Raw genomic sequence first — 23,714 nt, 5'->3', positions numbered from 1 at the left:
TGAAAAAAAGAGCCTGCTCATTACACTGCGGGCTCTTTTTCATGGTCGTGATTATCTAAGCGGATATGTCAGCTTTGATTTTTTCAACTGCACCTGGCGCAGCCTTTTCCACAGCGGCAGCTGCAATTTCATAAGAGTCGTCATAATCAAAAGCATAAAAACGTCTTTCCGCTTCTTTCAGCTGTTCAGATAAAATGTGATTTTGGCTTCTGAACCGGTTTCCGAACTGAATGATTTTTTCAATGAGGATGACCTGCTCGACAAGTTCCTCTGATTCCCGGCTTGCCCTGTTGACGATATCTTCTGCTTGCTTCAAATGGGCTCCGGCTTCTTCCATATTTAATGGAAGTTCGTTTAGTTGATTGACTGTTTCTTGAATATGATGATGCGCGTTCTCCAGCATCTCTTGAATATGGCTCGGAATGCCTGGAATGTTGCTAGTCTTCAGCAGTCTTGCTGTCTCAGAAATTGTTTTTTTCAAATTGCTGAGCGTCTCCCTCGCCTGAAGCTCTTCTTTTCTCAGCGCTTGCAGGTTTTCACGATACTCGGCATGCTCTTTTTTCACTTCTTCAATTTGCTTCTCTATTGAAGCAACTTCTTCTACTAAAAGTGAGTAGGCGACATGCTCTGCATCGAGCTTATCTTTAACGGATGATAGCAGCTTCCCAATTTCATCAAGGCGCTTTTCAAAAGCCTGCTGTTTGCCGAGCTCACCGGCTGTCAGCCTGTAGCTTTCCTTCACCAGCTCAGTTTCCGCCTTCGTATGCTCTTTCTCTTCTTTAAGCTTGTCGTAAGCAATAATCAATTCAGGCATTTTGCTTAGTACGGATTGACCGGCTTCAACTTCGCCCTCCAGCTGCTGATAAACAGATTGAATATTTTCGTCAATGAGCTGCAGGATTGCGGACGCTTCATCAATATCCAGCTCAGTCATCAGGACATGTTCCGCTCGTTTCAGCTGGTTTGACAGATTTTCTAATTCCTTATCAAGCTGGATATGCTCAAGCTTGTACCCTTTTTCTTTCATTTCGCCATAGCCATCCTTGAGCTTTGCAATCTGTCCGGGCACCGTCTGTTTACAGTCAGCTAACAGCTTCGGCACATCATCTATGTATGACTGAAGCCGTTCAAGATTGCGGTCCTGCTCAAGCAGTACTTTTCGTGCAGTAATATAGTTTCCGCCTTCTGTTTCTTCTTCAAATTGTTTGATGCCGCTCCAAATTTCGTCCAGATCCTTTTCAAGGCTGTCATAAAGCTCCCCGTAAAGGTGGCTGTAAGCCAGCAGGTTTTTTCGAGATTTCGAATAGCGCTCCCTCACCTGTTCAATCTCTTCACGGCTCTTTTCCTCACTTGTGACAAGATCGCTGATTTCCCGAAGAATCTTTTCAATGCTTGATTCAGCCGCTGTCAGCAGGTCGTCGATATGAACGAGCACTTGATTGGCCTTTTTAAACCGGTATTTGTCTGCATTTTCCTCGGCATCATAAAGGAGCTCTTCAACTTTCGGCATGTGGGCTGTGACAATCTCGTCCCATTCTTCACGCCACTTCTCAAAGAACTCTTCTGTCTGACCCGTCATTTTTAAATGTTTTATTTTAGACATTTCTTCCACGATCGACCGATTCAGAATTTCAATCTTCCACGATTCCAGCCGGTCGATTTCGGCGTAGATTTTTTTCCTGAAAAAGTAGCCTGCTGCAAACAGCGCAAGCAGTACAATTAATAATCCAATGACAAACTCCATAATGAGCCCCCTTGCTGTTTACCTTAATCTGTCAGGGTGTTTTATTTATTCAGAAAGATTTCAGGATATGTATTGAGAAAAACTGTCGTTTTCATTGTTATTATGATACCATGTAACAAACATTTTTTGACCAGAAATCAAAAACTTTTTGTGCAAAATCGGCAGGATTTGACTATTTTTTCATGGGGTGACATCAATGCAAAAGCGAGACGGACATATTCACACACCATTTTGCCCTCACGGCTCCAATGACACACTCAGACAATATGCAGAAGAAGCCTTAAAAAAAGGGTTCGAATCGATTACTTTTACCGAACACGCCCCATTGCCGCCCTCTTTTACCGATCCCACGCCGCTGAAAGACAGCGCGATGGCGCAAGCTTCTTTGGAACGCTATATTCATGAAATTTCCGGATTAAAAAAAGAATATCGCGGACAGCTTAGCATACGGACAGGGCTTGAAGTCGATTATATCGCTGAATTTGAAGACGAAATTACATTATTTCTGGACACATACGGGCCATATTTAGATGACAGCATCTTATCCGTTCATTTTTTGCGCACAGACTCTTCCTATCTATGCCTTGATTATGACGAGCATACCTTCAAAGAGCTGATTTCAGCCTGCGGAAGCATTGAAGCTGTATACGAACAATATTACCGGAGTGTCTATTCTTCCATTGTAGCATCTCTCGGCGTTTATAAGCCAAAAAGAGTCGGTCACATCACACTCGTCCAAAAATTCATCAAGCTGTTTCCATACAGCATGTCAGAGCATATTCGCGGCCTCGTTTCCCTGTGCCTGAATGCCATTGAAGAAAACGGGATGGAGCTCGACTTCAATACTTCCGGCTTAAGAAAAATTTACGCTGGCGGTATTTATATCGAGGATTGGATGCTGAATGAAGCGAAGCAAAAGAAGATCCCGCTTGTGTTTGGGTCTGATGCCCATCAAGCGGGAGATGTCGGATATGCGTATGAGGCGTTTTTGGAACGGTGCTAGTTGGTGAGCGCCACGTCTCCTGTCCGGAAGACGCTTCTGATCCAAATCTTGATTTCTTCAAAATACATTTTATAAAAATACGGCTCGTGCGGCTGCATGTAGAGTACTTCTGAAATATATTGAGGCTGGAGATAGGGCATCATCAAGAGAGATTTTAATTGGAGAATAAAATGAGGCAGCGGCAGCGTTAAATATTCACGCTGTTTTTCTCCTTCCTCAATGATCAGCTGGAAGATATACTTTTCCTTCATTAGATATGTCGACATAATTTCCCTGATTAATGTGGAGTCAATTGTGACTTCCCGGTAGACAAAACGAGTTAATTGACGATGATTATGCTGATAGGATAAAATATCGAAAACCAATTGAAGAAGCTGTTCCTGCGTGCTTTGAGAAGAGATATTGCTTGCCGCTGTTTCAAGCGTTTTGCTGTAGCCTTCGTAAAACTCTGAAACTAAGTGTTCCATCAAGCCTCCTTTGCCTTTAAAATAGTAGGAGATGTGCGCAACATTTACATCAGCTGACTTTGCAATTTCACGGACAGACGTGCCAGAAAATCCTTTTTGGTTAAAAAGCATGACAGCAGATTCAATAATTTTGTCTTTGGTGCTTACTTTCATACGGCTCACTCCTTCCTCTTGATACTATTCAAGCAGAAAGCCGCTGTTCCTGTAAGAACTTATCGACAAATGCCGGCAGAAAAGCCGGAACTTTGTTTTATATTATAGAAAAAGTGAGGGTTTTCCATGTTCCATGTCGAAAAACAATCTGGAGATAAAGAAAAGGGCTATCAGCTTCTGCTAAAACAGCTCGAAGCCATGACCGAAGACGAAACAGATCAAATAGCTAACTATGCAAATGCCTCAGCACTGCTGTATCATTCGCTGCCTGAAGTCAACTGGGCGGGTTTCTATTTTGCCAAAGAAGAGGATGGACAGCTTGTGTTAGGTCCGTTCCAAGGCCTGCCGGCATGTGTTCGGATTCCTTTCGGCAGAGGGGTTTGCGGCACAGCGTACGCAAACGGAAAAGTGGAACGTGTTGAGGATGTAAACGCGTTTCCGGGACATATCGCCTGCGATGCAGCGTCTCAATCAGAAATTGTGCTTCCGATTCGTGTAGACGGAAAAATTGTCGGCGTCTTAGACATCGACAGCCCAGTGAAAAACCGTTTCGACGAAATTGATGAAAAATACTTAACTCAATTTGCCGAAACGCTAGAAAAAGCGTTAGCGCAGTAATATAAAAGCCCAAAACTGATATCGTTTTGGGCTTTTTTTATTTTATTGAGTCATGAACCATCAAGCAGTTTTTCCCGCTCCGTTTCGCGCTGTAGAGCGCTTCGTCTGCCTCATGCACAAGCTCTTTCAGCGATTTTCTTGTTTCTGTCGTCCAGCAGGAGATACCGCAGGAAATGGTTACCTCGGGTTTCGTATTTTTTCTGACCGCGTAAACCAGTCGCTCGGTAATCCGTTTCCCCACTGCAACCGGCACATTTGGCAAATAAATCGCCAGCTCCTCGCCTCCCCAGCGGGCACCGACATCATGCTTTCGGATGTTGCTTTTAATCACTGAAGCGACTTGAATTAAAATCTCGTCCCCAGTCTGATGGCCGTACGTATCATTTACATTTTTAAAATTATCAATATCAACAAGAATAAAAACACCCTTTTGGTGGATTTTCATGCTGTATTGAATTTTTTCATCTAAATACACTCGTGAATACAGTTCAGTCAGCTGATCTGTTTTCACAAGGTGCTCAAGACGGTCGCGAAGCATTGAATTGGTTACAGCCAGTGTCGCGTGATGAATCAGCGCCTGAAACAGCTTGTACATTTCAAATGTAAAAGCGTACAGCTCCTGTTTCAATAAAACCGCAAAGCCCAGAAGCCGGTCGTTTTGAATCATCGGAGCAGCCATCAGCGAGCCGTACCCCGCCTTCCCAAAAACAGACTGGCCATTCCCGATGAAAACCCCTTTTTCACCTTCATACAGCTTTTCTTTCAGCTCATTATAAAAATCTGACGGTTTCGCTTCTTTAAAAAATGCTGTGCTGCCTGGAAGCAATGTTAGGTTTTCAAAATGGTCTATATGAAAAAATCCCACTTCTTCTGCCTGAAACGATTCTGCCATTCTCACAGCCAGATCATTCATTGTATCAGTCAGTGTCAGCCGCTGATTCAGGCGGCGTGATGTTTCATTAATCAATTCCAAATTTGCGATGCTTGCTTTGGATTGTTCGTAGAGCTGGGCATTTTCAAACGCTTTTCCCGCCGCGTTTGCTAACAGCGACATTTCATCAAGGCAGGCATCAGTAAGAAAGCTGTCACCCGTTCCCTCAGCCTTCAACACCCCGTATGTGCCCTGCTGTCCTTTGATCGGAATATAGGCGACAGATTCATTTTTCCGCAAAATGTCTCCGGACAAATACACTTTGAGCGCAAAGGAATCGGATTTTTCCCCTTCCATATACAGCTCTTTTGCAGGTATCCCTAAACATTGGTCTTGATCGTGCGATATAAATAAAGAAAACTCAAAAAGAGAAAATGTGCTGGTCAAGCTTTCTAAAAGCTGCTTCAGCACATCTGTCTGATCAAGCAGTGAATGGAACAGCTCTGTCATTTTGTATATCTTTTTTTGGTAGATCGTTTTGTTATAGAGTCTTTCCTGTTTCATCGACTGGTTTAAAAATGAAGCAACCACGTCCGGAAGCCCTTCAGGAATCTCTTCATCCTGCCTGCACGCAAGATGAAAACGCCTGCCGGAGCCGTCCTCAATCAGATAACATGAAGCGTTTATTTTTGAAGCGGAAAAACGCGCTTCACCATCTGCCAATTTTGTCACAAAGCCTGATGGTGACGGTGTAAGCGAAACACAAAGGGTTGAAAAATAGGTTTGAATAGCCGAAGTCAGCCATATGAAAGAGTCGGTGAATGTGACTTTTTCAGATTTGGTTAATAAAAAATCGAGCATATGATAATGAAAGGCGGATAATTGATCTTTAGTTTGTTCTACCATATTTTTATCACCTAAAAGTTTACCACTAATTTTTGTTTATTATATCATAAACGGTGAAGCAATAATGGAGGAATGGTTGACTTCAAAACAAATAAATTATATAATGACCTTTGTGTGAAATATTGCAGCCTTTTTGTTCAGCTTCTATGTTTTCATTTTGTTCCTTATCAATAAGGTGTATCGTGTAACTCTCTGCTGCTGGAGCGAGGATACATGAAAACAAAATGTGCATGGTCGAATAGAGCAGACGGTTTTTATTTTCCACAAAAATAAAACCAAAGGAGGAGTCACATTATGGCTCGCTATACAGGTCCATCTTGGAAACTGTCCCGCCGTCTAGGAATCTCTCTTAGCGGTACAGGAAAAGAATTAGAAAAACGCCCTTACGCTCCAGGTCCACACGGTCCAGGACAACGTAAAAAATTATCAGAATACGGTTTGCAATTGCAAGAAAAGCAAAAGCTTCGTCACATGTACGGTGTAAACGAACGTCAATTCCGCACTTTGTTTGACAAAGCTGGCAAACTAGCTGGTAAACACGGTGAAAACTTCATGATTCTTTTAGATTCTCGTCTTGATAACGTTGTGTACAAGCTAGGTTTAGCACGTACTCGCCGTCAAGCTCGCCAATTGGTTAACCACGGTCACATTCTTGTAGACGGAAGCCGCGTTGACATCCCGTCTTACCTTGTGAAACCTGGTCAAACAATCGGTGTTCGCGAAAAATCAAGAAACCTTTCTATCATCAAAGAATCTGTTGAAGTGAACAACTTCGTTCCTGAATACCTTACTTTCGACGCTGAAAAGCTTGAAGGTACTTTCACTCGTCTTCCTGAGCGTTCTGAACTTGCTCCGGAAATTAACGAAGCGCTTATCGTTGAGTTCTACTCTCGTTAATCGTTTTAAAAACCCCTGCCGCTATGCGGTCGGGGTTTTTTTATCGTCTGTTTCGTCATTCGCCTCTTGCTGGCCAACACTATCTTGCGCCTGCTGATCCCAGTAATCCTGCTGCAGCCGTTCTTTTGCAATCGTACACATGAGATTCACACTTTAGCGCTCCTTTCATTTAAAAGGTGGTGATTGGTCGTGTTTGCCCTATCTAATATACTCTTTTCCTTTCATTCCTATGCGGTAAACAAAAAGATCCTTTGCCTTCAGTGGCAAAGGATCTTTTTCTTATTTATACGTCACAAGGAAGTATTTTTTCTTCCCGCGGCGCAGAACAGTAAATTGATTTTCGATACGGTCTTCTGCTGATAGAGTATAATTTATTTCCGTCTGGCGTTCGCCGTTAATGTAAACAGCTCCATTTTGGATGTCTTCACGCGCTTGGCGTTTAGAAGGAGATAATTTAGATTGCACCAACACATCTACAAGTGAAAGCTCTTGGGTGCTGTCAACTTCCATAGAAGGAACATCTTTAAAGCCTACCTTTACATCTTGAGCGGAAAGCTCTTTAATATTGCCGCTGAACAGCGCTTGGGAGATGTTGATGGCTTGCTCCAGCGCCTCGCGTCCGTGAACAAGCGATGTCACTTCTTCTGCCAGGCGTTTTTGCGCTTCACGTTTTTCTGGCGCCGTTTCTGTTTTTTCAGCGTACGCTTCAATTTCCTCTTTTGAAAGGAACGTAAAGTATTTCAAGTATTTGACAACGTCACGGTCGTCTGTGTTGATCCAGAATTGATAGAATTCATATGGCGATGTTTTTTCTTTATCAAGCCAGATCGCACCGCCTTCCGTTTTTCCGAACTTCGTGCCGTCTGCTTTTGTGACAAGCGGAATCGTAAGACCGAACGCTTTTGCTCCTTCTTCTTCCGATTTTCTGATCAGTTCAAGACCGGCTGTGATGTTGCCCCACTGATCGCTTCCGCCGATTTGCAGTTTACAGTTTTTGTCTCTGTAAAGATTTAAGAAATCATAAGATTGAAGAATCATGTAGCTGAATTCCGTGTACGAGATGCCGGATTCAATTCTTGAGCTGACCGTATCTTTTGCCAGCATGTAATTGATGCCGAAATTTTTACCAACGTCACGAAGGAAATCGATCACATTCATTTTGCCGATCCAGTCAAAGTTGTTCGCGATGACAGCTGGGTTTTCTGCTGCTTCAAAATCTAGAAATCTGGACAGCTGGTTTTTGATTTTTTGGGACCATTCGGATACGATGTCAGCAGTGTTTAATGTACGCTCTGCTTTTTTTCCGCTTGGATCACCGATGAGGCCCGTCGCGCCCCCCACAAGCGCAATCGGATGATGCCCTGCAAGCTGAAAACGGCGAAGTGTTAAAATAGGCAGCAGGTGTCCGATATGCAAGCTGTCTGCTGTCGGGTCAAAGCCTGAGTACAAGCGGATTTTTTCTTCATTCAGCTGTTTATTTAACCCTTCTTCATCTGTCATTTGCTGAATCAATCCGCGGAAGGATAAGTCTTCAAGTAAGTTAGTCATAAGATAAAGCTCCTTTTTTGATTAAAATAAAAAACGCCCCTTCGTTTACACGAAGGGACGATTGATTATCGCGGTACCACCCTACTAATAAGAGAATGCAAACATTCGTCTTATCACTTTGCCTGATAACGGATCAGGTCCGTTCTTTCACTACTGAAAGCCTGGCCGGCTTTGTTTGCAAAAGCGGTTCATGAGTGTATTCGATATATCCGTCTGTGCTGATTTTCACCGGCCATCAGCTCTCTGGAACGTAAGGATATTCTACTTGTCTCAATCTTTACCTTTTCATATGAAGCTATATCATTTTTAACATAAATAAAATCCTGTGTCAACGCCGCCTTTTAATCCTCCATTGTTGACAGATCTCCAGCCGGCAGATTAAGCTCCCATGCCTTCAGCACGCGCCTCATGATCTTTCCGCTTCGGGTTTTCGGAAGCTTATCTTTAAATTCGATCTCACGCGGAGCCGCATGGGCTGCAAGACCCTGCTTTACAAATAGGCGGATCTCTTCTTTCAGTTTATCAGACGGCTCAAATCCTTCCCTGAGTGCAATAAAAGCTTTAATGATTTCTCCACGCACCGGGTCAGGCTTTCCGATTACGCCTGCTTCTGCAATAGCCGGATGTTCGACAAGCTTGCTTTCCACTTCAAATGGGCCGACGCGCTCACCGGAGGTCATGATGACGTCATCAACTCTGCCTTGGAACCAAAAGTATCCCTCTTCATCCATGTAAGCAGAATCCCCAGACACATACCAGCCGCCCGGCATGAAATACGATTCATACTTTTCAGGGTTATTCCAAATGGTATGCATCATGGAAGGCCAGCCCTTTTTGATGGCGAGATTGCCCATTCGGTATGGCGGTAGCTCGTTGCCTTGATTGTCAACGATCGCTGCCTCTACTCCTGGAATCGGCTTACCCATTGAACCCGGTTTAATATCCATGCAAGGATAGTTGCAGATGAGCTGACTGCCCGTTTCTGTCATCCACCATGTATCATGAATTCGTTTGTTAAAAACTTTATGTCCCCATCTGATGACTTCCGGATTTAGCGGCTCACCGACACTGAGCACATGCCGGAGTGAAGTTAGATCATATTTCGCAGCCATTTCATCTCCCGCACCCATCAGCATCCGAAAAGCGGTCGGCGCGCTGTACCAGACATTGACGCCAAGCTGTTCAATCGTACCATACCAGCTTTCCGGGCTGAAACGTCCACCGACGATGACATTTGTCGCTCCGTTCAGCCACGGTGCAAAAATGCCGTATACCGTACCTGTCACCCAGCCTGGATCAGCCGTGCACCAATAAATGTCTTCTTCCTTTAAATCAAGGACCCACTTTCCTGTTTGATATTGCTGAATCATCGCTTCATGGACATGCAGCACGCCCTTTGGCGTACCAGTGGAACCTGATGTATAGTGAAGCAGAAAGCCGTCTTTTTTATCCATCCATTCGATATCCAGTCTTGTGCTTTCCTGTTTCGCTGCTTCATCATAATTGATGATATTCGTGCCGCTCTCAGCCTCTCCCCCGACTACGAAGACATGCTGCAAGTGAGGCAGTTTGTCTACCGGTATTCTCTCCAGCAGCTCAGGTGTTGTGACAACAACCTTTGCCTCACTGTTTTCAAGCCGGTCTTTCACCGCTCCCTCCATAAATGCTTCGAACAGCGGCCCGGCGATGGCGCCAATTTTGATTGCGCCAAGCATAATAAAATAAAGCTCGGGTGATCTCGGCATAAAAATAAAAACGCGGTCCCCTTTTTCCACATTTCCATACCGTCTCAGCACATTCCCGGCTCTGTTTGATTCTTCCTTCATTTCTTTAAATGTGTATTTTTCATCCCTTTTTGCGTCTTTATAATAAAGCGCTACTTTGTTTTTTCGAAACGATTCGGCATGGCGGTCAATCGCTTCATACGCCGCATTCAGTTTCCCTGTCTCATGCCAAGAGAAATGTTTCTCTGCCTCGGCCCAATCAAAATGCCGGTACGTTTCTTCATAGTTTTTTAAGTTATGATCCCCCTCTATTGCTGGTAACGCTTTCAAATTCATGCCCAAACATCCCCCTTTGCTGAAGTTGTCACAATTATTATAGTATATATTCATATTCTTCTCAATTTTTAAAATATAAACCATGTTGAAAACGCTTTATAATTTGGTATTCTTAAAGAAGGCATGTATTTTTGATAAGAATTGATGGGACGGTGAATTAGTGGAACATCATAAAACATACCATTCAGCAAACATCAAAACAGCAACCGGCTCTTTACTGATAGAAGGGCCTGTCTCTCCAGAGGATTTGGCAGGTTATGAGTTTCATAAAGATTTAACCGCATTTCGCCCGCCTCGCGAGCAGCATGAAGCGCTAGTCGACATTGCAGGCCTTCCCGAAGGGCGCATTATTATTGCCAGAGACGGCCGAACCATTGTCGGCTATGTCACGTATTTATATCCTGACCCGCTCGAAAGATGGTCTGAAGGAAATATGGAGGATTTGATTGAGCTCGGAGCCATCGAAGTAGCGCCGGACTATCGGGGATGCGCTGTCGGAAAGACGCTCCTGACCGTCAGCATGATGGATGAACAAATGGAAAACTACATTGTGATGACGACAGAATATTACTGGCATTGGGATTTAAAAGGGATGAAAAAAGATGTGTGGGAATACAGAAAGATCATGGAAAAGATGATGAATGCAGGCGGATTGGTCTGGTTTGCAACGGATGAGCCGGAGATCAGCTCCCACCCTGCAAACTGCCTGATGGCCCGCATTGGAAAAAACGTCAGCCAAGAATCAATTGAGCAATTTGACAGGCTCCGTTTTTATCATCGTTATATGTATTAACTGACACTGGCAAAGGGGAAAAAATAATGATTGTTGAGCAAATCATGAAAAGAGATGTCATTACATTAACGAAGACGGATACGCTTGAAACAGCAATATGCAAACTGAAGGAATTCCATATCAGGCATCTGCCTGTTGTAGATGAAGAACGACACGTGATCGGCATGATTACAGACAGAGACATGAAACAGGCCAGCCCGAGTATTTTTGAAGAAAACAAACGAAGCCTATTTCTCACACGAAGCGTAGATTCAATTATGAAAAAGGATGTTGTCTGCGCCCATCCGTTAGATTTTGTCGAAGAAATATCAGCCGTGTTCTACGAGCATGGCATCGGCTGCCTTCCAGTGGTACACCATCAAAAGTTAATGGGCATTTTAACAAAAACCGATTTGCTGCGGACGTTTGTCAAATTGACAGGCGCTGACCAGCCGGGATCGCAAATTGAGATAAAAGTAAACGACATCACCAAAAGCCTCGCTGAGATCAGCAGTCTTTGCCAAGACCTTCAAGTGAAAATATTAAGCGTGCTTGTTTATCCGCATGACGATCCCGGTGTAAAAGTGCTTGTCTTCCGTGTAAAAACGATGAATCCGCTGCCGTTTTTGCAGGCATTACAAAGAAATGGACACCACGTCGTATGGCCGTCAGAGCAAAGGGACCTGCTATGAGAGACAGTGTATTTATCTATTCTCCATCCTACCAAACCTATATGTTTCATCAGGAGCATCCCTTTAATCAGCAGCGGGTTCTGTTAACATATGATTTGCTTAAGACGATCAATGCCTTTGATGATGGAGACATTGTCACCCCCAGACTCGCTTCAGAAGAGGAGCTTTCCCTTGTCCACACGGACGATTACATTCAGGCCGTAAAGCTTGCGGGCGCCGGAAAGCTTCCCGCTGAAGAAGGAGAAAGCTACGGGCTCGGCACTGAAGACACACCCGTCTTTGCCGGCATGCACGAAGCGGCATCACTCTTGGTCGGCGGCACTTTAACGGCCGCAGACTGGGTCATGTCAGGACAAGCCCTGCATGCGGCAAACCTTGGCGGAGGGCTTCATCACGGCTTTCGTGGGAGAGCTTCAGGGTTTTGCATATATAATGACAGCGCTGTGGCGATTCAATATATCCAGAAAAAATACAGATCCAGGGTACTTTATATTGATACCGACGCCCACCACGGGGACGGTGTGCAATTTACCTTTTACGATAATCCTGACGTATGCACGCTGTCCATTCATGAAACAGGAAGGTATTTATTCCCTGGAACCGGTCAGATCCAAGAAAAAGGCAGCGGAAAAGGATATGGCTATTCCTTTAATATCCCGCTTGACGCTTTTACAGAGGATGATTCTTTTCTTGAGGCTTACCGGACAGCAGCTTCAGAAGTCGCCGCTTATTTCAAGCCCGATGTCATTATCAGCCAAAACGGCGCCGATGCCCATTACTACGACCCGCTGACGCATTTATCAGCAACAATCAATATATACGAAGAAATCCCCCGTCTTGCACACACTTTGGCTCATCAATATTGCGGAGGGAAATGGATTGCAGTCGGAGGCGGCGGATATGATATTTGGCGTGTCGTGCCCCGCGCCTGGGCCAGAATATGGCTTGAAATGAAGGGAATTGACCCGGGACACGAGATCCCGCCGGAATGGATTGCTAAATGGCAAAAACAATGCCCCGTGGCCCTTCCGTCGAGCTGGAGCGATCCGGCTGATTTATATCCTCCGATTCCCCGCAAGCCTGAAATCACAGAAAAAAATGCCCAAACTGTCAGCAAAGCATTATATGCGATACGTTCTGAACAGCAAAGAACAAAGTAAAAAACGACCTTTACGAAGAGGTCGTTTTTGATTTTTTTATCACTATTTCCACACGCCGATTTTCCTTCATGTGTTCATTTGTCTTGTTATCCTTCACCGGCTTTGTATCCGCATAACCGACAGCAATAAAGCGCTTGGAGGGAAGCTTCTCTTTAGACGTGAAGTATTGAATCACTCCACTTGCCCGTGCTGCTGATAGCTCCCAGTTCGACGGGTATCGGTATGTCGAAATGTTTCGGCTGTCTGTATGCCCCTCCACCTGAATGTCATTTGGAATTGTTTGAAGAAGAACGGCAATTTGGTGAAGAAGTGTTTCGGCATTTTTCAGCACCTTTGCCTCACCTGTATCAAACAGCACAGCCTCCTGAAGAACGAGCACGACACCGCGTTCATCCCGTTTGGCTGTCATTTGGGCCTTTAAATGATTGTCTTTTATATATGTATTTACTTTCTTGAGAAGCTGATCCTGCTGATCCTCTTGCTTCTTCGTATCAGATGGGGATGTATTCTTTTTTTCTATGGATGTTTGGTCCGGCTGAAGCCCGTTGCCTTCCTTCTGGATCGAGTCCACTGCCGCTTTAAATTTTTGCAGATCGATTTGGGACATCGAAAAGAGTAAAATAAAGAACACAAGGATCAAGGTGATCAAATCTGTAAAGGTTACCATCCAGCTGGATGAAGATTGACTGTTTTTTCCGCTTCCATTCCTTCTTTCAAAACGTTCTCTTCTAAGCTTCATGTACAGATCCCTTTTTTGTTTTTACTTGTTTTGGCTGCTTCTGCCATTCTTCCCGTGAGCTGAAAACGACCAGCTGGCTTTCAAGGTTGCGCGGGTTTTTTCCGGATTGAACACCGATAATCCCTTCCACCATTACCTGCTTGATAAAAATTTCACTTTCTGTTTTCTCTTCAAGCTTAGCCGCGATCGGGTTGAAGACCATATTTGCCAGTAATGAACCATATAAAGTCGTCAGAAGCGCAATGGCCATGTTTGGTCCGAGCATATGCGGGTCATTTAAGTTTTTAAGCATCAGCACAAGCCCGACGAGTGTTCCGATCATTCCCCACGCCGGAGCGAATTCTCCCGCTTTTTCAAAAACTCGCCGCCCTTTTCGGTGCCGTTCCTCCATTGCTGCGATTTCTGAATCCATGACGAGCCGAATCGTTTCTTCATCCCAGCCGTCAATCGCTAAAAGCAGCCCTTTTTTCAAGAATGGATCTTTGATTTCCCGAGCCTGATCATCCAATGATAAAAGCCCGTGTTTTCGCGCGTGATCGGAAAGGGAAACAAAGGTTTTCACAAGATCTTTCACATTGTCTTCCTGGCGGATGAATGCCTGCTTTAACACAGAGGGCGCTTTTTTCAGCTCTCTTGGCGGAAAACTGATAAAAACAGCGGCGCAAAGTCCCCCTGTTACGATGAAGAAAGAGGTCAGATCAAGAAAAGAGCGGAAACCGCTTACTCCAGATCCCGAAATAATCCCGATAACAATAATAATCGTTCCTAACACAAATCCAACAGGTGTAAGATAATCAAAACGTTTCATCATTTCTCCCCATGAAAAAAGCAAGAATTCACCATAAAGGTGAAGCTTGCTCTTTGTTTTTTCTTATGACTTGGTTGACTTTCTTAGCTCTATACGGTGCGGCAGTTCGACGATATGCTCTTCAACCGGCTCTTTATTCATGAGCTTCGTCAGCAGTCTCATCGCAACGGCGCCGATATCATATGTCGGCTGAACAACTGTTGAAAGCTGCGGACGAACCATGAGGCTTAATCTTGTATTATCAAAACCGATAATGTCGAGATCCTCCGGAATGGATAAGCCCTGATCCTGAGCGGCATGGATAATGCCGAGTGCCATTTCATCAGTTGCAGAAAGAATGGCTGTCGGTTTTTTATCCAGGCTCATCAGATGCTGCAGTGCTTCGAGTCCGGAATCATATGTGTAATCCCCTTCAGCTACAAATTGTTCATTAAACGGAAGGTTCGCTTCTTCAAGCGCACGTTTGTAGCCTTGGAGTTTTTTTGAACGGTTGATCGGTTCTGCCATTGGTCCGGAAACGAATGCGATGTCTGTATGTCCTTTATCAACCAAAAGCTTCACAGCATCATAAATCGCCTGTTCGTAATCGATAGCGACTGACGGTGTTTCCTCCTGCTCTTCTACAGAAGCGGCAAGTACGATCGGCACTGGGGAACGCTTAAATTCCGCCACATGCTCGTCCGTAATGTTTCCGCCCATAAACACGATGCCGTCCACTTGTTTGCCGAGCATTGTGTTTAACAAATGGAGCTCTTTCTCCATGTTTTGGTCAGAGTTGCTCAAAATAATATTGTATTTATACATTGTCGCGATATCTTCAATTCCGCGTGCAAGCTCTGAATAGAAAATGCTTGAGATATCGGGAATGATGACACCTACAGTTGTTGTTTTTTTACTTGCCAGCCCTCTTGCCACCGCGTTTGGACGGTAACCGAGACGTTCAATGGCTTCCAAGACTTTTTTCCGCGTTGTCGGTTTTACATTCGGGTTGCCGTTCACGACACGGGAAACGGTTGCCATGCTTACATTAGCTTCTCTCGCTACATCGTAGATCGTAATATTGCTCATCCTAAAACCACTCCTTTTACTGGATACACTTATCCTTATCTATAGCATAAACACTTTATGTAGAGAAATGTCATAATGTCCGAATTTATGTCGTTTATGATTTGTAAGCGTAAGTCAGTAGTGTACATTATTTTTCATTATTCATCAAATTAATTACTTCTCATGAAATTATACACGTTTTTATAGATGATGAAAACGTATACTTGGTTTTTATAACTAAATAAACGAGAAAGCATAAAAAAAGGCCGCAGGCGCGGCCTTTTGGATTGTTCAATTAAGCGTTGACTTTCACCATTGGCTTCAGTTCATTCAGCCATTTTTCGAATTCAGGAATCGCCATTTGCTGAGCAGAGTCAGAAAGTGCGACTGACGGATCAGGGTGAACCTCAGCCATTACGCCATCTGCACCGATCGCTAAAGCGGCTTTAGCTGTCGGAAGCAAGAGGTCACGGCGGCCTGTTGAATGCGTAACATCAACAAAGACTGGCAAATGCGTTTCTTGTTTCAAAATCGGCACAGCTGAAATATCCAGCGTGTTTCTCGTTGCTGTTTCATATGTTCTGATTCCGCGCTCACAAAGGATAATTTGGTCATTTCCTTGTGACATGATGTATTCAGCAGCATTGATGAATTCAGAGATCGTTGCAGCCAGACCGCGCTTCAGAAGCACTGGCTTTTTCACGGCGCCGGCCGCTTTCAGCAATTCGAAGTTTTGCATGTTGCGCGCTCCGATTTGAATGACATCAATGTAGTCCAGCGCTTCTTCGATATGAGCCGGAGTTACGATTTCACTGATAACCGCCAGATCAAATTCATCCGCTACACGTTTTAAAATTTGAAGGCCTTCAACACCAAGCCCTTGGAAATCGTATGGGCTCGTACGAGGCTTAAAGGCTCCACCGCGCAAAATTTTAATCCCTTGTTTTTTCGCAGCTGCAGCGACTTCAGCTACCTGCTCATAGCTCTCTACCGCACATGGGCCGACAATGAATCTTTGCTGGCCGTCTCCGATTTTTTCGCCTTTGATATCAACAATTGTATCTTCAGGTTTTTTCTTGCGGGAGACAAGCAGCGCTTTGCTGTGATCTTCTTCCTGAAGCTCTAAACCGGCTTTGAATATCTCTTTAAAAATGTGCTGGATGGTTGAATTTTCGAACGGCCCGTCATTGTTTTCAATGATATTGTTTAACATTGTGCGTTCTCTGACAGGGTCAAATCGGTTGACACCCTGTGCTTCCTTCGCTTTACCGATCTCTTTTACAACATTTCCGCGTTCGTTGATTAGTTTTAAAATTTGTAGGTTTAATTCGTCTGCTTTCTGCCTTAAAAGCTCTAACTCTGTGTTGCTCATTTTTTTCATCCTTTCCCTGCACATTCATTTTTTATTTTGTAGTTATCATGCATCTTACTATAAGTAATTCCAAATGGAAATACTGAAATACAAAAAATTTTATAAAAACTCTACTTTATTACCCAAACGCTTTTAAGTGATAAAGTAATCTATGAAGCTATCCTACATGATGTGAGGGCAATGTTCAAGGGTTTTTTACAAAAAAAAGCGCCAGATGATATCTGGACGCTTTTTTCTATGACAAATGCTGCTCAATAGCGGCTTCTGTAATTTGTGAATGTGAGGTATGCCATTTCACTTCACCGTTCTGGATGATGAATACCTGAGGGCTTTCATGCTTGACCCCATATGTTTCTGCAATGAAATTGGACAGCGGCCGGGCTTCTTGTACTTGAAGATAGTAAGCCGGCACATCCTCATGCTGATTTGCAAAGGCATCAAACTCATGAAATGCTGCCTGGCTGATCGGGCATGTGGTGCTGTGTTTAAAGAAGACGAAAGCGCCTTCCTGTTCTGCAATCCGTTTAAATTCTTCCTCAGATTGAATAAGCTGTTTAGCCATGACTCAAGCTCTTCCTTCCCTGCTCAGCGATTCAACTGCTCAGCCTGTTTTTGTGCATCTTTCAGTTCGTCTTTTACATCTTCTTTCGTCTGGAGGACTTGATCTTTTGTTTCATCAGCTGCCTGCATCGCTTCTTCCCGCATATCTTTCATTGCAGTCGATGAATCCGTTTTGTCAGATTTGGAACGGTCTCTTAAATCCTTTACCTTGTTCATGATCTGCCCAGACTGATCCGCTACAAGCTGTGTGATGTTGGAAGTTTTGTCTTTTGCGATGCTGACATATTGCGTGCCTTTTTCCTTCGCATCTGCCGTCATTTTATCAGTTTTGTCCCGTAAGGCAACAGCCTGGCTGCCGAGATCGTCGCGAAGTTCTTTGCCTGATTTAGGCGCTAGAAAAAGAGCTGTAGTGGCACCGATGATTCCCCCGATTAAAGTTCCGATTAAAAAATCTTTACTATTAATTCCATCTTTGCTCATCATTATTCCTCCTCTTAGTATTTTTTTCTCTTACAGGGCTGATTTTTTCTTTTGCTTCCATTTCTCCCAAATTTCCATTGCTGCTTGACTCCATGTGACAACTTGATTGATCTTATCTTGATTTTCTCTAACTGATGCCGATACAGACCCTGCCGCTTGTTTCATGGATGTATTGAACTGCTGTACAGAAGCTCCCACTCCTTGAACAGCATGAACGACCGTGTTCAGCTTTTCTGATTTTTCCTGAATATCTTCAGCCAGGCGGTTGGTCTTATGTAAAAGCTCGGCTGTTTCAGTTGTGATGCCCTTCATTTGTCCCTCCAGCCCTTCAAGAGTGGATGCGACGTTTTTTAGTGTCAGCTGCAATGACTTCAATGTTTTAGACAAGTAGATCACTAATACGAGAAATGCAACTGCGATGAGTGCAACGCTCAAATAAAGAATAATAATCATCTCAAACCTCCTTGCTGCAGGATATACTGCTGTTTACCCGTTTTCTTCAATCATAAACATGTGTACTGGGCTGTATACATACTATTCTCCGTTATGTAAGAAAATCCTTTAATAAGCTTTCCCATCAGATAAATAAAAAGCAGTGAGATCACTGCTTTTTATTATGCCATGACGTTTTCGTAGGCTCTCATATATTTTTGGATATCTCCTGCTCCCATGAAGATGAGAACGGCTTTATCATGAGCTTTTAAAACAGATGTGTCATCTTCTTCAATCAGCTTGGCATTATGAATTTTTCCCTGGAGATCGCCGATCGTCAGCTTTCCGGCATTCTCACGGGCTGAGCCGAAAATATCGCATAAATACACACAGTCAGCGCCGCTCAGGCTTTCTGCAAATTCGTCAAGGAACTGTTGCGTCCGTGTAAATGTATGAGGCTGAAATACCGCGACAATTTCCCGATCTGGATACTTCTGTCTTGCCGCCTCGATTGTCACTTTTATTTCTGTCGGATGATGGGCATAGTCATCAATCAGCACTTGATCCCCAAGCTGCTTCTCATTGAATCTGCGTTTGACGCCCCCAAAGGATTTGAGAGCATGCTTAATGATGCTGGAATCAATTTCTTCATAATGGCATAACGCAATGACCGCCAACGAGTTTAATACATTGTGGTGGCCGTACGCAGGAATATAAAACGTATCATAGAACGTATTGCGGACAAAGACATCAAAAGTTGTCCCTTCCGTGCTTTTTACGATGTTTCTGGCTTGAAAATCATTTTCTTCCCCCGTGCCGTAATACACAACCGGGACGTTTGCATGGATTTTCGGCAGATGCTCATCGTCTCCGCAGGCAATAATGCCTTTGTTGACTTGAAGAGCCATCTCTTGGAAAGCGTCAAATACATCGTCAATGCTTGAAAAGTAATCAGGGTGATCAAAATCAATATTCGTCATAATCGCGTAATCTGGCTGATAGCTTAAGAAATGGCGGCGGTATTCGCACGCTTCAAACACAAAGTATTCGCTGTTTTCATTTCCCTGGCCTGTTCCGTCTCCGATTAAGAAAGACGTCGGTTTTGCGTTTTGGATCACGTGAGCCAGCAGACCCGTAGTCGACGTTTTGCCGTGTGCGCCCGTAACGGCAACACTCGTGAATTTTTTCATGTAGTCGCCTAAAAACTTATGATAACGTATCACCGGAATTCCCTCAGACATCGCTTTTTCTATCTCAGGATGCGTGTCTGGGAATGCGTTTCCGGCGATGACTGTCATGCCGGGTTTAATATTTTCCGCGCTAAAAGGTAGAATCGTAATATTTCTTTTTTCAAGCGCTGTTTGCGTAAAAATAAATTTTTCGATATCCGATCCTTGGACAGTATATCCATTATCATGAAGTATTTGGGCAAGCGGACTCATACCGGTCCCTTTTATTCCAACAAAATGATAAACAGTCATAATTGTACCTCCAACAAACGTCTATCTGTTCCCCAGTATATGACGCTCATTTCAATTTGCGACCGCGGCGGCTGAAAAGCCTCCCTTAGCGGCGTATTTTATATGTTTTGTTATGTTTAGTATCAGGTTATTTCTTTCCGATTAAACCCAGATATCAAGATTTGTCTATGCACAGCTGCTGTAAAGCGGCACAGCTGCTGTAAAGCGGCATAGCTGTTAAATGCTCTAAACACTATCATACCATGTTTGGTGTGAAAATGAACCCATATTATTCGTTTATTAAATCACTTGCTGTGATCAGCACCTCTCGAGGCTTGCTTCCTTTTGCCTCAGAGATCATGCCTTCCGCTTCCATCATGTCGATCAGCCTTGCCGCACGATTGTAACCGATTCTGAATCTTCTTTGCAGGCTTGAAGTGCTCGCACTGTTTTGCTCTACAACAAACTCACACGCTTCGTAAAACAGTTCGTCCTCTTCTTTCAGGGCTGATCCTTGTCTTACGAGCTCTTCTTGTTCAAATAAATAGGTCGGCGGCATTTGGCTTCTGACGTGGGAAACGACGCGGTCGATTTCCCGGTCTGACACAAAGTTACCTTGCAGACGGACCGGTTTTCCCGATCCGTTTTCCAAAAAGAGCATATCCCCTTTTCCGAGAAGCTTTTCTGCACCGGCTATGTCAATAATTGTTCGGGAATCAACCTGGCTTGAGACAGAAAAGGCGATTCTCGTCGGGATATTCGCCTTAATCAGACCTGTTATGACATCGACTGACGGACGCTGAGTTGCGACGAGAAGATGGATACCGCACGCTCTGGCTTTTTGGGCGATCCGCGCAATGCTTTCTTCCACATCGTTTGGAGCCACCATCATCAAATCTGCAAGCTCATCAATAATGACAACTAAATATGGCAGCTTTTCACCCATTTGGTGTTCAGCGGTTAATTGATTAAAGCGGTCAATGTCGCGGACACCTGAATGGGCAAAAAGCTCATAGCGGCGCTCCATTTCCTCAACGACCCATTTCAAAGCAGCTGTAGCCGCTTTAGCGTCAGTAATGACCGGGCTGACGAGGTGAGGAATTTTATTGTAAGGGGCCAGCTCTACCATTTTCGGATCAATCAGCAGCACCTTTACCTCACTCGGGTCAGCTTTATAAAGCAGGCTGACTAAGATTGTATTGATGCATACGCTTTTTCCGGAGCCTGTAGCGCCGGCAATCAAGCCATGCGGCATTTTCTTCAAGTCGATAACAACAGGATTTCCTGAAATATCTAATCCCAGCGCAGCTGTGAGCGGTGACTTGCTTGTCCTGAAAGCTGAGCTGCGAATCATTTGGCGCAAATCAACCACCTTGCTCGTGCGGTTCGGCACTTCAATTCCGATCGTGTTTTTCCCCGGAATCGGCGCTTCAATCCGAATATCTCTCGCTGAGAGACTGAGTTTAATATCATCGGACAAGTTGGTGATTTTATTCACCTTTACACCCGGTTCAGGATGCACTTCAAATCTCGTGACAGACGGACCCTGGGTTACATGGACCACATTGGCGCGGACATTGAAGTTTTTCAAGGTCAAATCAAGAAGCTGACGCTGTTCTTCGATCCACGCAGCATCATCTTGAACCTGCGCTGGCGGGACATCAAGCAGTGCAACATTCGGAAATACATAGCTGCCGCGGCGCTCCTCTGCTTTTTGCTGTTTATGCGTATCTCTTTTCAGCATCATCACATTAAAAGGAACGGATGGCCCTTTTTGAGAAGATGCGCTTTGTTCAGTCCTTTTCTCCTGTACACCAGGCCTTTTTTTCGGCTCTTCTGAAGCTTCGCGAGGTTTGTCTGCGCGAATTTCCTGCCCGTTTTCAAGAGTTGCAGTAAACGGTTTGGATCCCTGCTCCAAGCGTTCAGTTTTCTCAAGCTCTGTATGGCTGTCTGGCTGAACATCTATCTTCGTTTCCTGAGCCTCTCCCAGGGTGTCATAATGATTATTTATTATGCTTTCTGATGGCTCTTCTGATTCTTTTTCCACAGTTTCTGCTTGAGCCAGAGCCTCTGATGAATACTCATGATCAGTAAATAAAGGCTCTTCCTGACGAATGTCCATTTGTTCTTCTTGAACGAACGGGGACTCAGCACCTTCTGCCGCGTTTTCATGGTGATTGTATACTGGGCTGTCTGACGGCTCTTTTGCTTTTTCATCCTCAGATACTGACTCAGTCTGAGATTCAGGAGCTGTTTGCTCTTCATCAAGTTCAGCGGAGAAAACAGGCTCTTCAATTTTCTCTGGCTGCTGCTCCCTTTGTTCTTCCTTAGCCGTTGCAGGCTCTTCGCGGCCTACTTCACTGTCTGAAAGCCCTTCAGCCGCCGTATCTGTGAGCATCTCAGGCGGTGTTTGCTCTTCGGCATGTTCAGCTGGGAAGGAAGGCTCCTCTTCTTCCGGCTGTTGAACGCCTGACTCAAATGGCACTTTGTTACCTGACGGCTCGGCTGGCCGTTTCGCCAGCGCCTCATCATTCTCCGCATCCTTTCTGTTTAAAACGCCAGAAGGCTGTTTTTCAAATTGGGTATCCGGGAAGAAAGGACTTTCTTTTTTGGAATGCGCCTGTGTGTCTGAAGCAGGATAGCCGCGTTCACGTTCGATCTCTTCTGACAGCAGTGTTACCTTCTCTTTTACCGATTTATCCGGTTCGTTCAATGTTTCAGAAGGCTTTTTCGGCACATCCTTTTTAACAGATGGTTTTTGATTGAATCCATAGACAGGCGAAGGGATATTTGTCGGTTTAAACGGTTTCTTCGCCGGCTCTGCTGCTTGATATGTATGCTGCTCTTCTTCATTTCTGGGACGCTCTCTGTAAGGTGCAGCACTTGGACGAGGCGCGGATTTCGGTTCGTCCGATGGTGTGCGGCGCCTTCTCAGGTCATGATTTTTGTATCCGTCAGGCACGACTGGAAAACGGAATTTGCCTTTTGGATATTCATAATATATTTTAGGATCTTCCAATCTTTTTAATTGTCCTTCAGGATGATGTACTTCTTGTTGCTGCGGAATTTGAGCGGGTTTTGTCTCCCGTTCAGCATCCTCTTCGCTTTCGCCTAAAAACAAATCAAAAAATTTATGAAGCCAACTCATAATTTATCTCTAACTCCCTTATAGTTTTCTGGGACGGTTTTTAGTATACCACTGCTGGTCGGCCCAGAAAAGATTAAGCTATCAGCAGAAACAAAGCCGCTAAACAAGGGCTTAGCGGCTTTTCACATGATTCGTTTTTTTTGGCGGATTTATGGGAGTCTAAAACTGAAATGCGTCTCCCGCCTCATAGTCTCCTTCTAACACAAGGATTCCTTTTTCAGCAGGGGCATCCGGCAAATCAAGCTCTTTCGCTGAGCAGATCATCCCGCTTGACGGAACGCCGCGAAGCTCTGCATCCTTAATGACAAGTCCGCTAGGCATCACAGCACCGACTTTGGCAACGACAACTTTTTGGCCTTGGTCAACGTTAGGCGCGCCGCAGACGATCTGAAGCGTTTCTTCTCCTACGTTGACTTTACATACGCTTAATTTATCCGCATTCGGATGTTTTTCTTTTGATTCTACATACCCCACAACAAACTTCGGAGATAAATCAACGACTAATGTTTCTTCAACGCCGTTTCTGTTTAAAATCTCATTCACATCTTGCACGAATGTTTCTGAGAGCGCAACAGGGCCGTTTTCATCAATGGTCAAGTAAGAAGACGCGTTGAAAATGTTGAAGCCCGTTGTTTCTTTTGTTTCGTTATTGAAAATTTTGACGACGTCGCCGTGTTTTTCATAGCCTAATTGTTCGCGTGTCACATCTTGAAGAGAGATCAGGAGCGTGTCTCCCACACCTTCTTTATTATAAAAAGCGTTCATAAGTAAAAATC

General features: G+C 44.4%; 22 protein-coding genes and 1 other annotated feature. Of the genes, 6 read left to right on the top strand and 16 right to left on the bottom strand.

Annotated elements, in window-relative coordinates:
• Positions 1-55: 55 nt before the first annotated feature.
• Complete coding sequence (gene ezrA / locus NYE22_RS06330; protein ID WP_003229320.1) at positions 56-1,744, bottom strand: septation ring formation regulator EzrA; 1,689 nt, start codon at positions 1,742-1,744, stop codon at positions 56-58.
• A gap of 196 nt (positions 1,745-1,940) precedes the next feature.
• Here ezrA and hisJ point away from each other — a divergent pair, with 196 nt between their 5' ends.
• A complete protein-coding gene (gene hisJ, locus NYE22_RS06325) occupies positions 1,941-2,747 on the top strand; it encodes a histidinol-phosphatase HisJ (protein WP_072173620.1) in 807 nt (268 codons plus the stop codon).
• Here hisJ and refZ read toward each other — a convergent pair.
• A complete protein-coding gene (gene refZ, locus NYE22_RS06320) occupies positions 2,744-3,367 on the bottom strand; it encodes a transcriptional regulator RefZ (protein ID WP_014477663.1) in 624 nt (207 codons plus the stop codon). The genes hisJ and refZ overlap by 4 nt on opposite strands.
• Positions 3,368-3,493: 126 nt before the next feature.
• Here refZ and NYE22_RS06315 point away from each other — a divergent pair, with 126 nt between their 5' ends.
• Positions 3,494-3,985, top strand: a complete 492-nt coding sequence (locus NYE22_RS06315) for a GAF domain-containing protein (protein ID WP_015714522.1) — start codon at positions 3,494-3,496, stop codon at positions 3,983-3,985.
• Between the two features lie 37 nt (positions 3,986-4,022).
• Here NYE22_RS06315 and NYE22_RS06310 read toward each other — a convergent pair whose 3' ends face one another.
• Complete coding sequence (locus NYE22_RS06310) at positions 4,023-5,762, bottom strand: diguanylate cyclase (RefSeq protein ID WP_342412389.1); 1,740 nt, start codon at positions 5,760-5,762, stop codon at positions 4,023-4,025.
• Between the two features lie 294 nt (positions 5,763-6,056).
• On the opposite strand from NYE22_RS06310, the gene rpsD reads away from it, so the two are divergent.
• The gene (gene rpsD, locus NYE22_RS06305) at positions 6,057-6,659 is read left to right on the top strand and encodes a 30S ribosomal protein S4 (protein WP_003229304.1); all 603 of its coding nucleotides are present in this window, start codon (positions 6,057-6,059) and stop codon (positions 6,657-6,659) included.
• A gap of 21 nt (positions 6,660-6,680) precedes the next feature.
• Here the strand turns inward: rpsD and NYE22_RS06300 are convergent, their stop codons facing one another.
• The 3 genes from NYE22_RS06300 to acsA all read right to left on the bottom strand — a co-directional run bounded on the left by NYE22_RS06300 (position 6,681) and on the right by acsA (position 10,267).
• Positions 6,681-6,809: a hypothetical protein gene (locus NYE22_RS06300; RefSeq protein WP_015714524.1), complete on the bottom strand. Its 129-nt coding sequence runs from the start codon at positions 6,807-6,809 to the stop codon at positions 6,681-6,683.
• A 129-nt stretch (positions 6,810-6,938) separates the two neighbouring features.
• Complete coding sequence (tyrS, locus tag NYE22_RS06295) at positions 6,939-8,207, bottom strand: tyrosine--tRNA ligase (protein ID WP_014480566.1); 1,269 nt, start codon at positions 8,205-8,207, stop codon at positions 6,939-6,941.
• Between the two features lie 50 nt (positions 8,208-8,257).
• Positions 8,258-8,494: a binding site (T-box leader), on the bottom strand.
• A gap of 54 nt (positions 8,495-8,548) precedes the next feature.
• A complete protein-coding gene (acsA, locus tag NYE22_RS06290) occupies positions 8,549-10,267 on the bottom strand; it encodes an acetate--CoA ligase (RefSeq protein ID WP_004399030.1) in 1,719 nt (572 codons plus the stop codon).
• A gap of 160 nt (positions 10,268-10,427) precedes the next feature.
• Here acsA and acuA point away from each other — a divergent pair, with 160 nt between their 5' ends.
• Genes acuA through NYE22_RS06275 form a run of 3 tightly spaced genes read left to right on the top strand, consistent with a single transcriptional unit; the run spans position 10,428 to position 12,891 of the window.
• Complete coding sequence (gene acuA / locus NYE22_RS06285; protein ID WP_003229296.1) at positions 10,428-11,060, top strand: acetoin utilization protein acetyltransferase AcuA; 633 nt, start codon at positions 10,428-10,430, stop codon at positions 11,058-11,060.
• 26 nt (positions 11,061-11,086) lie between these two features.
• Positions 11,087-11,731, top strand: a complete 645-nt coding sequence (locus NYE22_RS06280) for an acetoin utilization AcuB family protein (RefSeq protein WP_064670898.1) — start codon at positions 11,087-11,089, stop codon at positions 11,729-11,731.
• Positions 11,728-12,891, top strand: a complete 1,164-nt coding sequence (locus NYE22_RS06275; RefSeq protein WP_015714526.1) for an acetoin utilization protein AcuC — start codon at positions 11,728-11,730, stop codon at positions 12,889-12,891. Before NYE22_RS06280 ends, NYE22_RS06275 begins: the two co-directional genes overlap by 4 nt.
• A gap of 10 nt (positions 12,892-12,901) precedes the next feature.
• Here the strand turns inward: NYE22_RS06275 and motS are convergent, their stop codons facing one another.
• From motS to ytpR, 10 genes are all read right to left on the bottom strand, one after another.
• Positions 12,902-13,630: a flagellar motor protein MotS gene (gene motS, locus NYE22_RS06270; RefSeq protein WP_003229290.1), complete on the bottom strand. Its 729-nt coding sequence runs from the start codon at positions 13,628-13,630 to the stop codon at positions 12,902-12,904.
• Positions 13,620-14,438 (bottom strand): flagellar motor protein MotP, encoded by an 819-nt coding sequence (gene motP, locus NYE22_RS06265; RefSeq protein WP_014477672.1) that lies wholly within the window; start codon positions 14,436-14,438, stop codon positions 13,620-13,622. Before motP ends, motS begins: the two co-directional genes overlap by 11 nt.
• 63 nt (positions 14,439-14,501) lie before the next feature.
• On the bottom strand, positions 14,502-15,506 hold the full coding sequence (gene ccpA, locus NYE22_RS06260) for a catabolite control protein A (protein WP_003229285.1): 1,005 nt from the start codon (positions 15,504-15,506) through the stop codon (positions 14,502-14,504).
• A gap of 274 nt (positions 15,507-15,780) precedes the next feature.
• Positions 15,781-16,857 (bottom strand): bifunctional 3-deoxy-7-phosphoheptulonate synthase/chorismate mutase, encoded by a 1,077-nt coding sequence (locus tag NYE22_RS06255; RefSeq protein ID WP_003223454.1) that lies wholly within the window; start codon positions 16,855-16,857, stop codon positions 15,781-15,783.
• A gap of 235 nt (positions 16,858-17,092) precedes the next feature.
• On the bottom strand, positions 17,093-17,419 hold the full coding sequence (gene ytxJ, locus NYE22_RS06250; RefSeq protein ID WP_014665009.1) for a bacillithiol system redox-active protein YtxJ: 327 nt from the start codon (positions 17,417-17,419) through the stop codon (positions 17,093-17,095).
• Between the two features lie 23 nt (positions 17,420-17,442).
• Positions 17,443-17,898 carry a YtxH domain-containing protein gene (locus tag NYE22_RS06245; RefSeq protein WP_032722351.1) on the bottom strand — a complete coding sequence of 152 codons (456 nt, stop codon included), beginning with the start codon at positions 17,896-17,898 and terminating at the stop codon, positions 17,443-17,445.
• 30 nt (positions 17,899-17,928) lie between these two features.
• Complete coding sequence (locus NYE22_RS06240; protein WP_003229276.1) at positions 17,929-18,351, bottom strand: DUF948 domain-containing protein; 423 nt, start codon at positions 18,349-18,351, stop codon at positions 17,929-17,931.
• Positions 18,352-18,512: 161 nt separating this feature from the next.
• The gene (murC, locus tag NYE22_RS06235) at positions 18,513-19,811 is read right to left on the bottom strand and encodes a UDP-N-acetylmuramate--L-alanine ligase (RefSeq protein WP_003229274.1); all 1,299 of its coding nucleotides are present in this window, start codon (positions 19,809-19,811) and stop codon (positions 18,513-18,515) included.
• 268 nt (positions 19,812-20,079) lie between these two features.
• Entirely contained in the window at positions 20,080-22,938 is a 2,859-nt protein-coding gene (gene sftA / locus NYE22_RS06230; RefSeq protein ID WP_342412388.1) for a DNA translocase SftA, read from the bottom strand.
• 159 nt (positions 22,939-23,097) lie between these two features.
• The gene (gene ytpR, locus NYE22_RS06225) at positions 23,098-23,703 is read right to left on the bottom strand and encodes a YtpR family tRNA-binding protein (RefSeq protein WP_003229269.1); all 606 of its coding nucleotides are present in this window, start codon (positions 23,701-23,703) and stop codon (positions 23,098-23,100) included.
• Between the last annotated feature and the right edge of the window lie 11 nt (positions 23,704-23,714).

Source organism: Bacillus sp. FSL K6-1560 (assembly GCF_038592935.1).
In the GTDB taxonomy this organism is placed as follows: domain Bacteria; phylum Bacillota; class Bacilli; order Bacillales; family Bacillaceae; genus Bacillus; species Bacillus subtilis.
The sequence above is the reverse complement of the archived record's forward strand: the minus strand, read 5'-3'. Positions and strand labels throughout refer to the sequence as shown.